Source organism: Streptomyces sp. NPDC057280 (genome assembly GCF_042668605.1).
GTDB lineage: Bacteria > Actinomycetota > Actinomycetes > Streptomycetales > Streptomycetaceae > Streptomyces.
Genome location: NZ_JBHUYR010000007.1, coordinates 12,872 through 24,847, shown reverse-complemented (window position 1 = coordinate 24,847; position 11,976 = coordinate 12,872). Strand labels below are relative to the sequence as shown.

The 11,976-nt window shown below is 70.4% G+C and carries 12 protein-coding genes; 6 read left to right on the top strand and 6 right to left on the bottom strand.

Translation table 11 applies throughout. From position 1 onward, the window contains the following. The first annotated feature begins 7 nt into the window (after window positions 1-7). Window positions 8-727, top strand: coding sequence for an alpha/beta hydrolase (locus ACFUO4_RS32465; protein ID WP_383491625.1), 720 nt, complete (start codon window positions 8-10; stop codon window positions 725-727). Window positions 728-760: 33 nt separating this feature from the next. Here ACFUO4_RS32465 and ACFUO4_RS32460 read toward each other — a convergent pair whose 3' ends face one another. Together ACFUO4_RS32460 and ACFUO4_RS32455 are read right to left on the bottom strand one after the other, a co-directional pair. Next, window positions 761-1,513 (bottom strand): anti-sigma factor domain-containing protein, encoded by a 753-nt coding sequence (locus ACFUO4_RS32460; protein WP_383491623.1) that lies wholly within the window; start codon window positions 1,511-1,513, stop codon window positions 761-763. Continuing rightward, window positions 1,510-2,094, bottom strand: a complete 585-nt coding sequence (locus ACFUO4_RS32455) for a sigma-70 family RNA polymerase sigma factor (RefSeq protein WP_079305990.1) — start codon at window positions 2,092-2,094, stop codon at window positions 1,510-1,512. Before ACFUO4_RS32455 ends, ACFUO4_RS32460 begins: the two co-directional genes overlap by 4 nt. 422 nt (window positions 2,095-2,516) lie before the next feature. On the opposite strand from ACFUO4_RS32455, the gene ACFUO4_RS32450 reads away from it, so the two are divergent. From ACFUO4_RS32450 to ACFUO4_RS32440, 3 genes are all read left to right on the top strand, one after another. Beyond that, window positions 2,517-3,050: a SigE family RNA polymerase sigma factor gene (locus ACFUO4_RS32450; RefSeq protein WP_079305989.1), complete on the top strand. Its 534-nt coding sequence runs from the start codon at window positions 2,517-2,519 to the stop codon at window positions 3,048-3,050. Beyond that, on the top strand, window positions 3,047-3,838 hold the full coding sequence (locus ACFUO4_RS32445) for a hypothetical protein (RefSeq protein ID WP_383491621.1): 792 nt from the start codon (window positions 3,047-3,049) through the stop codon (window positions 3,836-3,838). Before ACFUO4_RS32450 ends, ACFUO4_RS32445 begins: the two co-directional genes overlap by 4 nt. Window positions 3,839-4,029: 191 nt before the next feature. Continuing rightward, window positions 4,030-6,543 carry a non-reducing end alpha-L-arabinofuranosidase family hydrolase gene (locus tag ACFUO4_RS32440; protein WP_383491619.1) on the top strand — a complete coding sequence of 838 codons (2,514 nt, stop codon included), beginning with the start codon at window positions 4,030-4,032 and terminating at the stop codon, window positions 6,541-6,543. A gap of 77 nt (window positions 6,544-6,620) precedes the next feature. Here ACFUO4_RS32440 and ACFUO4_RS32435 read toward each other — a convergent pair whose 3' ends face one another. Both ACFUO4_RS32435 and ACFUO4_RS32430 read right to left on the bottom strand, forming a co-directional pair. Continuing rightward, the gene (locus ACFUO4_RS32435; protein ID WP_383491617.1) at window positions 6,621-8,441 is read right to left on the bottom strand and encodes an RICIN domain-containing protein; all 1,821 of its coding nucleotides are present in this window, start codon (window positions 8,439-8,441) and stop codon (window positions 6,621-6,623) included. Between the two features lie 115 nt (window positions 8,442-8,556). Then, window positions 8,557-9,213, bottom strand: coding sequence for a TetR/AcrR family transcriptional regulator (locus ACFUO4_RS32430; RefSeq protein WP_383491615.1), 657 nt, complete (start codon window positions 9,211-9,213; stop codon window positions 8,557-8,559). A 119-nt stretch (window positions 9,214-9,332) separates the two neighbouring features. Between ACFUO4_RS32430 and ACFUO4_RS32425 the strand changes: the two genes are divergently transcribed. Beyond that, window positions 9,333-10,367, top strand: a complete 1,035-nt coding sequence (locus tag ACFUO4_RS32425) for a medium chain dehydrogenase/reductase family protein (RefSeq protein ID WP_079305986.1) — start codon at window positions 9,333-9,335, stop codon at window positions 10,365-10,367. 127 nt (window positions 10,368-10,494) lie between these two features. After that, entirely contained in the window at window positions 10,495-10,941 is a 447-nt protein-coding gene (locus tag ACFUO4_RS32420) for a hypothetical protein (RefSeq protein ID WP_079306111.1), read from the top strand. On the opposite strand, the gene ACFUO4_RS32415 is transcribed toward ACFUO4_RS32420, so the two are convergent. Further along, window positions 10,938-11,207, bottom strand: a complete 270-nt coding sequence (locus tag ACFUO4_RS32415) for a hypothetical protein (RefSeq protein ID WP_079305985.1) — start codon at window positions 11,205-11,207, stop codon at window positions 10,938-10,940. The genes ACFUO4_RS32420 and ACFUO4_RS32415 overlap by 4 nt on opposite strands. Before the next feature lie 346 nt (window positions 11,208-11,553). Further along, complete coding sequence (locus tag ACFUO4_RS32410; protein ID WP_028799214.1) at window positions 11,554-11,757, bottom strand: cold-shock protein; 204 nt, start codon at window positions 11,755-11,757, stop codon at window positions 11,554-11,556. Between the last annotated feature and the right edge of the window lie 219 nt (window positions 11,758-11,976).

The following is an 11,976-nucleotide window of genomic DNA, read 5'->3' as shown; positions in this document are numbered from 1 at the left end:
CGTCACCGTGCGGCGGAACCGAAATGACCAGGAGGCTTCCCTGCGCGCGCCCGTCAGCCCTCTCGTGCCCCGCCTCCTCCCGGCCCGCCCCCGGGCCGCGGTGCTGCTGCTGCACGGCGGACGGGAGGCCGGCCTCACCCCGTCCCGCCCCTGGCACCCGGCGGTGCTGCGCATGCGCCCCTTCCACCGGGCGATCGAGGCCGCGCTGCCCCACGGGGACGTCGTCCTCGCCCGGGTCCGCTACCGGCTGCGCGGCTGGAACGACGTCCGGGCCGACCCCGTACCGGACACCCTCGACGCGCTGAACCGGCTCGCCGAACTGGTGGGGCCGGTGCCCACGGTGCTGGTCGGCCACTCGATGGGGGCCAGAGCTGCGCTGCACGCCGCCGGCCATCCGCAGGTGTGCGCGGTGCTGGCGCTGGCGCCGTGGTGGCCGTCGGGGGAGCCCGTGCACCAGTTGGCGGGCCGTCAGGTCGTGGTGCTCCACGGCGAGGACGACCGGGTCACCTCACCCGTCGACTCCGCCGACTGCGTGCGGCGGGCGCGGGGCACCGCCGCCGGTGCGGCGATGGGCGTGGTCCGCGACGGCGACCATGCGATGCTCAGGCGCCACCGTTTCTGGCACCGCACCGCCGCCTCCGTCGTGGCCCACCTCCTGGACCCGACCGCCCACCCGGACCCGCTGCCCGGGCAGTGCTACGGGCCGGGCGACGCGCCGCTGCTGTGACGGCGGCCGCACGTGCGGCCGCCCTTTCCCAGGTCAGGCCGGGAAGGTCAGCAGGGCGAGCGGGGCGGAGGTGGGCTGCGCGCTGCCGCCCGCCGGTTCGACCGTGACCCCCACGCCCGAGGCCCCGTCGATCCCGCCCCGCAGCAGGACGGCCTGGTCGGTCCGGCCGGGGTCCATCAGACCGGCCGACCGCATGGCGCCGTCGTCGTCGAACCACAGCTGGTAGACCTTGCCGCGCGCCGGATGCGGCATGCCCGCGACGACGAACACGGCCTCGTCCCTGCTGCGGGAGACGACCACCGTGCCGGTGGACCCGTCGCCGAACGCGGCGGCCCGTGTCCTGGCGTCCGGTGCGGCCAGTACGGCGGCGATCTCGTCCGTCGCCTGCTCCGCCCGGCGGGCCTGACGGTCCGCGTCCTCGGCCCGCTGGTGCTGCCAGACCGCCGTACCGCCGAACGCGGCGGCGCCCGCGAGGCAGGCGGCCAGCGCCCACCGGGACAGCATCCGGCCGCGCAGCGGGGCCCGGCCCGGGCGGGCCGGACCGGCTCCGTCCGGTGGCTGCTGCCGGACGGAGCCGATCCGGCGCAGCACCTGTTCACGCAGGGCGCCGGGGGGCGGCACCGTGACGGCCAGTCCCAGCCGGGCCGCGGTGGCGGACAGTTCGGCGGCCTCCTGGGCACACGCCTCGCAGCCCGCGAGGTGCCGCTCGAACGCGGCCGTCTCCGTGTCGGACAGCGCGTGCAGGGCGTAGGCGCCCGTCAGCCGGTGCAGATCGGTGGTCGTCACGCGGTCACCCCCAGACAGTCGCGCAGCCGGATGAGTCCGTCCCGCAGCCGGGTCTTCACGGTGCCCAGCGGAAGCGACAGCGCCTCCGCGACCTGGCGGTAGGTGAGCCCGCGGTAGTAGGCGAGGGTGACGGCCTGGCGCTGGATCTCGGTCAGCGTGCGTACACAGCGCCGCACCTGCTCCCGCTCCAGCCGGGTCTCGACCTGCTCGGTCACCTCGTCGTACTCGGGCGTCCGGTCCAGCAGGGCGGCCTTGTGCTCCCGCGCGGCCGCGGCCTCCACCGACCGCACCCGGTCGATGGCCCGCCGGTGCGACAGCGTGAGGATCCAGTTCATGGCCGTCCCGCGGTCCGGCCGGTAGCGCGGAGCGGTACGCCACACCTCCACCAGCACCTCCTGGGCGACCTCCTCCGACTGCGCCTGGTCCCGCAGGACAGCCCGGACGACCCCGAGAACGGGGCCCGCGACGGCGTCGTACACGGCGGCGAACGCCTCCTCGTCACCCAGGGCCACCCGGCCCACCAGCTCCTGGAGGCCTGGCTTCGACGAGGGGTTCGTGCCGATGTGCACGGCTTCTTTCACTGGGTGGCCTCCGCGGTCGGGACGTCTACGGACGTAATCCGAGCCGGACGCGCGGACGGATTGGTCTCCGTACCACCCGAAACCGCGGGTGGGTGCGCGGCGGTACCGCGCGGCTCCCGAGCCCGGCGCCCTGCCCACCTCGTCCTTCGGTTCGACCGGCCGTCCCGGATGCAGGTGTTCAGCCGTCATGCCGCCGGCCGCCGGGCGGCTGGAAAAAAACCGGCATCGGGGCGGCAACCTTGTCTTCCTCCGCGGCAACTGGGAGCCGGAAGTCCGATTCGAACAACCTGGATGGACGGGCATGAGGGCAACGAACGACGCCGCGCGGCGACCGTGGCACAGGAACTGTTAGGCTGCGCCCCCCGTTGTTGTTTAATGCGCAACTAACGCACCCATCATGGCAAGGAGAGGGCGACCGGGGGATGGTCCTCGATGACGCGTCCGTGGAGTTCCACGAATTCTTCGAACGCCACTATGCCGAGCTTGCCCGTCTGGCATACCTCCTGACCGGCGAGAGCGACGCGGCGGACGACCTCGCGGCGGATGCCCTGGTCGCCCTGTGGCAACGCTGGGACCGCTTGCAGCAGGCCGACCATCCGGTCGCCTATGCCCGCGGTGTGGTGGCCAACCTGGCGCGGGGACGGATCCGCAGCACGGTCCGGGAGCGACGCAGGATCACGCTGTTCTGGTCCCGCAGCCCCGAGAAGGTGGAGGGGCCGGACACGGCGGCCGTCCTGGACGTCCGCGCCGCGCTCGCCCGGCTGCCCTACCGCAAGCGTGCCTGCGTGGTGCTGAGACATGCCATGGATCTGTCGGAGAAGGAGACGGCGGCAGCACTGGGCATATCGGTCGGAACGGTGAAGAGCCAGACCTCGAAGGGAATGGCGGAGCTGGAAAAGCTCCTGGGCGCACACGCGGCCGGGGACTTGGTGCCAGGGAGGAGGAGGAACCGGTGAACGAGGAAATCGACCGTCGCCTGCGCGAGGCCGCAGAGGCCCACAGGCCGGACCGTGCGCGGATACTGGCGCGGGTGGAACGCGGCATGGCCGGTCCCGCCGTCCGGCACCGCGCGCGACCGTTCGCGAGGTCCGGTACCAGGGTCGCCCTCGCCGGGCTCGCCGCCGGCGGCATCCTGACGACCGGCGGCCTCGCCGTCGCCGCCATCGTCGCGAAGCCGTCGCCGTCGCCCACCGTGACCACGCCCACCACCCTGGCCCCGGCCGTCAGCTCCCCGCCCCCGAGCTCGGCCCGCCCCACTCCGAAAGCACCGCCTCCGGCCACCACCCCGGGCAGCTCGCACCCGACCCCGTCGGCCACCAGTGCCAGTCCCTCGCCGACCGCAGACGAGAGCCAGGACGGGCCGCTGTCGTCGGTCGGCTCGCTGGATGCGAAAAGCACCGTCTACTGGACGCAGAGCAACCTCGTCCTCAAGACGAAGCAGCCGCTCAGCTCGCTCACGGTCGAGATCCGGATCGTGCAGACCGGCGAGGCGAAGAGCACCGGCACCTGGCAGACCCTGCCCGGCGACGACTTCACGGTCACCGTCCAGGAGACCGGCGGCGCGCTGGTCTACCGCTGGGTCCTCAAGCCGGGATCGACCGTGCCGGCCGGGAACCACGAGTTCGCCGCGCAGTTCAACAACGGCGCCGGCAAGCGCAGCGCCGCGGGCGACGGCTACCGCGTCGACGCACAGGGTCCGGGCGGCTCCGCGTCGGTCCGGGGAGGGTTCGTCCCGGCACGGTGAACGCCGCCGCACGGCAGAAGATGACGGCGGCGGGGCGACGACGGCGGGGCGATGACAGGGGCGGAGGCGACGGCGGCGGGGCGATGACGGGGGCGGTGCGCACTTTTCCCCCGATCGCGGCAACTTCTGGGCACGTGGCGGCAACTGGCGGATGACCGGGACGGGATCAAGTCCCGCTGCGCCAGAAGGACATGCCGTTGTCAGATCAGAACCGTTCTCATCGCCGCCGCCCGGCGACCCGCCGCGTGATCGCCGCCTCCGTGGTCCTCGCCGCCGCGGGCGCCGCCGTACCGCTGGTCGCGCTCGCCGCACGCACGCCGGATTCCGCGGCACCGGCCACGGCCGCCGACGCGGCGGCCGACAGCGGCCGCTACTTCGGCACCGCGGTGGCCGCGGGCAGGCTCGGCGACTCCACGTACTCCGCCATTCTCGACCGGGAATTCAAGATGATCACCCCGGAGAACGAGATGAAGTGGGACGCCATCGAACCCTCCCGCGGCAACTTCACCTTCGGGTCCGCCGACCGGATCGTCGACCACGCCTCCGCGCACGGCCAGCGCCTGCGCGGCCACACCCTGGTCTGGCACTCCCAACTGCCCGCCTGGGTCAAGTCCATCACCGACGCCGGCACCCTGCGCACGGTGATGAAGAACCACATCACGCAGGAGATGACCCACTACAAGGGCAAGATCTACGCCTGGGACGTGGTCAACGAGGCCTTCGCCGACGGCGGCAGCGGCCAGCAGCGCAGTTCGGTGTTCCACGACGTGCTGGGCAACGGCTTCATCGAGGAGGCGTTCCGCACCGCCCGGGACGCCGACCCCGCCGCCAGGCTCTGCTACAACGACTACAACATCGAGAACTGGTCCGACGCCAAGACCCAGGGCGTCTACAAGATGGTCAAGGACTTCAAGTCCCGCGGTGTGCCCATCGACTGCGTCGGCTTCCAGTCCCACTTCGGCGCCGGCGGCCCACCGGCGAGCTTCCGGACCACGCTGTCCAACTTCGCCGCACTCGGCGTGGACGTGCAGATCACCGAGCTCGACATCGCCCAGGCGTCCGCCACCGCGTACACCAACGCCGTCCAGGCGTGCGTGGACGTCGCGCGCTGCACCGGCATCACGGTGTGGGGCATCCGCGACAGCGACTCCTGGCGCACCGGTGAGAACGCGCTGCTGTTCGACGCGAGCGGCAACAAGAAGCCCGCCTACAGCGCGGTGCTCAGCACTCTGAACAGTGTCGGCAGTACGGGCAGCACCGGCGGCACGAGCGGCACCGGCACACAGGCCGGGGAGATCACCTCCGGTACCGTCTACACGCTCTCCAACGCGGCCGCCGGACGTGTGCTCGACGAGCCCGCGGGCCAGAACGGCAACGGCACCGAGCTCCAGGTGTGGGACGCCAGTGGCGCCTCCAACCAGCAGTGGAAGGCCACCAAGAACAGCGACGGCTCCTACACCCTGACGAACATCGCCAGCGGCCGGGTCCTGGACGAGCCGGCGGGCCGGACGGCCAACGGGACGAGACCGACGGTCTGGGACGCCAACGGCGGCTCCCACCAGCACTGGAAGGCCACCAAGAGCAGCGACGGCACCTACACGCTGACCAACGTCGCCAGCGGCCGCGCGCTGGAGCTCCCCGGCGGCAAGACCGCCAACGGCACCCCCGTCCAGATCTGGGACACCAACAGCGGCGCCAACCAGCGCTGGACCTTCCAGCCGGCCGCGGCGCCGAAGAGCGACACGACGGCTACGCCGACGAGTGCCACGACCGGGGCGCCGAGCGCCACGTGCGCTCTTCCGTCGACGTACCGGTGGACCTCGACGGACGCGCTGGCGCAGCCGGCGAACGGCTGGGCCTCACTGAAGGACTTCACCACCGTCACGTACAACGGCAAGCACCTGGTCTACGGGTCCGACTTCTCGGGTTCGTCCTACGGCTCGATGGCGTTCAGCCCCGTCACGAACTGGTCGGACTTGGCATCGGCCCGCCAGACCGGCATGAGCCAGAAGGCGGTGGCGCCGACGCTGTTCTACTTCGCGCCCAAGAAGATCTGGGTGCTGGCGTCCCAGTGGAGCGGCGGCTGGGCCTTCAACTACCGCACCTCCAGCGACCCCAGCGACCCGAGCAGCTGGTCCGCGCCGCAGCCGCTGTTCACCGGCAGCATCCCCAGCGGCGAATCCGGCACCGGTCCGATCGACCAGACCCTGATCGCCGACGACAAGAACATGTACCTGTTCTTCGCCGGTGACAACGGCAAGATCTACAAGGCGTCCATGCCGATCGGGAACTTCCCCGGCAGCTTCGGCTCGTCGTACACGACCGTCATGAGCGACACGACGAAGAACCTCTTCGAGGCGCCGCAGGTTTACAAGGTCCAGGGCCAGAACCAGTACCTCATGATCGTCGAGGCGCGCGGGGCGAGCGAGCAGCGCTACTTCCGCTCCTTCACCGCCACCAGCCTGAACGGCCCGTGGACCGCGCAGGCCGCCACCGAGTCCAGCCCCTTCGCGGGCAAGGCCAACAGCGGCGCCACCTGGACCAACGACATCAGCCACGGTGACCTGGTCCGCACCAACCCCGACCAGACCATGACCATCGACCCCTGCAACCTGCAGTTCCTCTACCAGGGCAAGGCCCCCAACGCGAACACCTCCTACGACAACCTGCCGTACCGCCCCGGCATCCTCACCCTGAAGCGCTGACCCTCAGCCCGACGCAAACAACGAAGTGCGCCCCCGTCCAAGAGACGGGGGCGCACTTCGTCGTCTGTGGCGGACCGCTACTTAAGCGCCGTACCGCCCGCGTTGTGATAGGCGATCGTCTTGTTGAACAGGTTTCCGCCGTCGGTCTCGGGCGTCGTCTGCTCCGTCCACCCCGCACCGAACAGCAGGCCGGCGATGTGCGCGTCCGCCACCTGGTTCATGTGCGAGAAGAACCAGTCCACCTTGTCGTCCTTGTAGTGGCCGGACGTGTTGTTCCCCGACATGTTGCCCACGGGGATCTGCCACAGGACGACCGGCTTGCCCACGGACTCGGCCATCGTCTTCCAGAACTTCAGCGAGGCGGCGGCCTTCTGGTCGTTCCAGAACTTGTCGAGGCTGCCGTGGGCCGGCTGCGCGTACCAGCCCGCGTCGCGGTCCGACACGTCGGTGACCAGGAAGTCGGCGTTCTTCGCCCCGAGGTCCGCGTAGTCCTTGACGCACTTCTGGAGGTTGCTCTCCCAGTCGAAGCAGGAGAGGTGCAGTCCCACGGCGGTGTTCGGCGCGTACTTGTGCGCCATCGAGATCAGGCACTGGGCGAGTCCGGAGGCGCTGTTCTCCTGCGATCCGCAGTCCGTCGGATTCGAGGCCTTGACCTGCGCGGGAACGTCGTGCAGGTCGCCGAGCGACCGGGCGAAGCCCCAGAAGTCGGGCTCGAGGTCGATCGCGTCGTGCGACGTGCCGATCTTCTGGAGGAAGAAGCGGTAGTCGTTCAGGTACTTGGTGAGCAGGTCGGTCCGGTTGATGGCCTTGACCTCGCCCGGGCCGTCGCCCTCGCCTGCCGCGTCCCCGAGGTCCCGCAGGGAGTACCAGGTCCACAGATACTTCTGCGGTCGCGACTTGCCCTGGTAGGTCGCCTTGGCCGCCTCGGCGTCCTGCCAGGTCACCTGGTTGCCGGGCGCCGTGCTGGTGCCGCCCCAGCAGCCCCACCAGTTCGACCACTCAGCCTTGCACTTCGCCGCCGTATAGGCCTCCGACGAGGGCGCGGGCTGGCTGTGGATGTAGGCGTAGCGCACGTCGAACGGCGCGGCCTTGAACGAGGCTTCGGTCATCGAGCCGCCGATGAGCACCTTGTCACTGCCCATGAAGCTCTTCGCCGACGTGCCGTTGGTGGCGGCCGGCGACGTCGGCGAAGACGTCGGGGTGCTGCTCGGAGCCTGGCTCGCCGGAGCGCTGGCGCTGGGCGTGGGCGTGCTGCCGGAGCCGCCCGGGTTGCCGGTGTTGCCGACGCTGCCGGCCTCGACGAGCTTCCACTGCTGGTTGGCGGCGGCCTTGTCGCGGTTCTGGACGATGCCGCGCCCGTTGGCCTTGGCGGCGCTCTTCACACCGACGGCCATGCCGCTGAAGCGATTGACCAGACGCACGTAGCCGTTCGCCGACTTGGCCAGCTTGAACTGCTGGTTGCCGGCGTTCAGGTCGCTCCACTGCACGATGGCCGAGCCGGCGGTCTTCGACCAGCCGAGGTCGTCCAGCACCTTGCCGGAGCTCCGGTTCTGCAGCCGGTAGTAGCCGTCACCCGAGTCGACGAACCGCCACTGCTGGTTGGCCCCGCCGTGACGGCTCCACTGCACCATCGCCGCGCCGTCGTTCTTGGCGGAGCCGCGGTCGTCCAGCACCTTGCCGCTGTTGCGGTTGACCAGCAGGTACCACTTCTTCAGATCCGGGGTCTTCTTCTGATCTGCCGAAGCCTGGCTGACCACGACAGCCGAGCCCGCCACGACCACCATGGCGAGACCGCCCCAGAGCCCCCGGCGCGCGAGCAGCCGGCGACCACGATGCTTGCGACGGCCACCGCGCGTGGGCGGAACAGGGACATGTCTGCGCTCTGGTTCCAGGGGCATGCCTGTGCTCTCTTTCAACTGGTGCATCTGACCGGACCACTTGGCCGGACGCCACTCAGTGACCGGAGAGGCCGGAAAGGTTGCCGCGAAGATCCCCGGAATTTTTTTCTGCCGGTCAGTTCGCCGGCGCACCCGCCAGGTCGGCCAGCTCGGCGGCGAAGAGCTGCGCGGGGTCGATTCCCATACCGGTGAAGTGGCCGGCGAGTTCCAGGGACAGGACGCCGTGCAGCCGGGTCCAGAAGGCCAGGGCCCGATGGAGGGCCGCGGGCGGGGCGGGATGGCCGTCGGCCCAGTCCCGGTGGTCTTCGAGGTGCGCGTCGAACGGCGTCGCCGGTCCGCTCGAGGGGGACGCGGCACACGCGTCCAGGAGGGTCGCCATGATCTCGGACGAGATCGCGGTCGTGTCGTCGGGTGCCTGGTAGCCGGGGACGGGCGTGCCGTAGATGAGGAAGTACCGCTGTGGGTCGCGCAGGGCCCATTCCCGCAGGGCGTGGGCCAGCGCGGTCAGGTCGGCACCGCTCTGGGAGGCCGCGCGGAAGGTGTCGGCGAGGCTTCGGTACGCGTCCCTGACGAGCTCGGTGATCAGCTCGTCGCGCCCGCCGAAGTACCGGTACAGCGCGGGTCCGCTCATGCCCATCTGCTTGGCGATCGCGTTGAGGGAGAGCGCGGACGCGCCCGCCGTGGCGATCTGCTCCCACGCGCGCTCCTTGATCTCCGTACGCACCTGGGCGCGGTAGCGCGCGCGGGGGGTCTCCGCTTCCGAGTTCACCATAGTTAGAGGTTATCACTGAAGTTATTGACACTCGCGATCCCGTGCGGTTATAACTTCTAACGAACACGAAGCCATGTAACGGCTGAGGGCACGTCACTACCGACTCTGCGGAGGTCGCCATGAACAGCACCGAGGAACTCGTCGAGGTCGTCCTGCCGGGCAAGGTCGAGCCCGAGGGACTCCGGATCCGGCACGGAGCCGTACCCGCCCCGGGCCCCGGCCAGGTCGTGATCCGGATGGAGGCGACCGGCGTCTCCTTCGCCGAGCAGCAGATGCGACGCGGCCGCTACTACGACCAGCCGCCCTTCCCGTTCGTGCCCGGCTACGACCTCGTGGGTACGGTGCTGTCGACCGGCGGGGGAGTCGAGCCGGGCCTGGCCGGCACCCGGGTCGCCGCGCTGGTCAAGGTCGGTGGCTGGGCCAGTCATGTGGTCGTCGACGCGGCGGACATGGTGCCCGTGCCCGACGGGATCGCCGCGGCGGAGGCGGAGGCCCTCGTTGTCAACGGCATCACCGCCTGGCAGATGCTGCACCGCAAGGCCCGCGTCCGCGCGGGGCACACCGTCGTGGTGCACGGCGCGAACGGCGGCGTCGGATCGATCCTGGTCCAGCTCGCCCAGGCCGCGGGCGCGCAAGTGATCGGCACGGCGTCCACGCGCCACCACGACTCCCTGCGGGAACGGGGAGTCGCCCCCGTCGACTACCGCACCCACGACCTTGCCGCACGGATCCGCGAACTCGCCCCCGACGGGGTGGACGCCGTCTTCGACCACGTCGGCGGCCGCGGCATCGTCGACTCCTGGCGCCTTCTCGCCCCCGGCGGCACGCTCGTCTCGTACGGCAGTGCCTCGACCCGGGACGACGAGGGCTCCAAGCAGTGGCCCGTCCTCAAGCTGCTCGGCCGGGTGTGGCTGTGGAACGCCCTGCCCAACCGCCGCAGCGCGTACTTCTTCAATGTCTGGGCCGGCCGGGCCCTGGCCAAGACCCGCTTCCGCGCCCGCCTCCGCACCGACCTGACCCAGGTCTTCGCAGCCCTCCAGCGCGGCGAGATCACCGCGCAGATCGCCGCACAACTGCCGCTCACCCGTGTCGCCGAAGCCCTGCGCCTGGCCGAGTCGGGCACGACCGCCGGAAAGATCGTCCTGAACCCGTAGCGGCGGTTGTCGGCTCCTGGGCGAACATGAGGGCATGGAAGCGTCCTGTGGCCCGCCCTCACGGTGTACTTCCACGACGCCGAAAACTGATCCGCGCCTTCACCCGGCGTGGCGGAGGATGGTCCGCATGCGCACACCCTTCGACCCCCCTGAGCCCCGCCCCGTACCGCCCGGCGAATACCCCGTGTGGGAGCAGGCTCTCGCGCTCCTGAACCGGGACCTGGCGGCGACGCTCCCCCGGCAGGGACCCCTGCGACTGCTGGCCCTTCCGCCCTACGACGAGGACGAGCCGGAGTACGTCTACGTCGCCACGGCCGACGGCGAGTGGCACGGCAGCCACCTGGCCCCGCACACCCAGGCCGGCTTCGCCTCCGCACTGGCGACCGTCGCCGACGCCGCGCAGGAAACGGTCACGGAACGACTGTGGCAGGCATGGCCCCTGTGCCCCGAGCACAACCTCGGCATGCACCTGAGGGAGGACGCGGAAGAGCGACTGTCCTGGTGGTGCGCGGGAGAACGGCTGCGTCACGGCCCGGGCCACATCCACGCGGCCGTGGGCGCGCTCGGGGCTTAGGGAACGGACGCGGTGGGGACGGGAATTCCGTCCTTCACGTCCCGCAGCCGGATCCGGTCCGTGTACGAGGAACTGTCGCGGAGCAGGGCGAGCCGTACCAGGGTGATCAGAGCGGTGCTCTGGTCGTCCCCGTCGCATACGGTCAGGTGCTCGACCCGGGCACTCGCCATGACGGCCAGAGCCACCTCGACGGTCATGTCGTCGGATACCCGCAGCCCGTGCGCGTCGAGGTCCTCGAGCGCGGTCACGGAGGTGGGGCGGGGCATGGCGTACTGCGTCCGCGCTGGCGTCACGGATGTCTCCTTCGGTAAGGGAGCAGGAATGGGCACAGCGGCTGGTGCGTCGGCCTGAGCGGCCGAGTCGGTGCCGGGCGTATGTGCGATGGGCCCGTGTGCGATTAATGCGCGTGCGACTGCCACGTGCGCGGCTCACGCGGAACCTTCCTCGATGCGGGCGCGCATCGAGGAATGCCCGCAATGGAATGAGCGGGGCAGAAAATCGCGAGAACGGGGCGGAAAACGGCGGGGGCGAATCACCCGGGAATGAAGCGAGCTGGGGCCCGCACCCCAAGGTGCGGGCCCCAGCTGCGAAGTGTGCGGCAGTGCCGGTGCGTCAGGCGGGAACGATGTTCTCGGCCGTCGGGCCCTTCTGGCCCTGCGCGATGTCGAACGACACCTTCTGGCCCTCCAGCAGCTCACGGAAGCCCTGGGTGGCAATGTTCGAGTAGTGGGCGAAGACGTCGGCGCCGCCGCCGTCCTGCTCGATGAAGCCGAAGCCCTTTTCCGCGTTGAACCACTTCACGGTGCCAGTAGCCATGTTGTTTCTCCTTCGGAGGCGGGTACGGGAATACGCCCTGTGCGCATTCCGTGTCGCCGTGATGAGCAGCCGTCGGAAAAACCTTCTGGCAACCACACCTGCAACTGAGTTCGACAGTAGCACGGTGCGACCGGCCGTGCGCGGTACATAATTCCGCTCCGCCGGGCGGCCGAGAAATACTCGCCGTACCCCGCACCTATTTCTCATTTCACGGATACA

Excerpts from the sequence above, each read along its gene's own strand:
- ACFUO4_RS32450 (WP_079305989.1), top strand. The coding sequence starts at position 2,517 with ATGGTCCTCGATGACGCGTCCGTGGAGTTCCACGAATTCTTCGAACGC.
- ACFUO4_RS32440 (WP_383491619.1), top strand. The coding sequence starts at position 4,030 with ATGCCGTTGTCAGATCAGAACCGTTCTCATCGCCGCCGCCCGGCGACC.
- ACFUO4_RS32435 (WP_383491617.1), bottom strand. The coding sequence starts at position 8,441 with ATGCCCCTGGAACCAGAGCGCAGACATGTCCCTGTTCCGCCCACGCGC.
- ACFUO4_RS32430 (WP_383491615.1), bottom strand. The coding sequence starts at position 9,213 with ATGGTGAACTCGGAAGCGGAGACCCCCCGCGCGCGCTACCGCGCCCAG.
- ACFUO4_RS32425 (WP_079305986.1), top strand. The coding sequence starts at position 9,333 with ATGAACAGCACCGAGGAACTCGTCGAGGTCGTCCTGCCGGGCAAGGTC.
- ACFUO4_RS32420 (WP_079306111.1), top strand. The coding sequence starts at position 10,495 with ATGCGCACACCCTTCGACCCCCCTGAGCCCCGCCCCGTACCGCCCGGC.
- ACFUO4_RS32415 (WP_079305985.1), bottom strand. The coding sequence starts at position 11,207 with ATGCCCCGCCCCACCTCCGTGACCGCGCTCGAGGACCTCGACGCGCAC.
- ACFUO4_RS32410 (WP_028799214.1), bottom strand. The coding sequence starts at position 11,757 with ATGGCTACTGGCACCGTGAAGTGGTTCAACGCGGAAAAGGGCTTCGGC.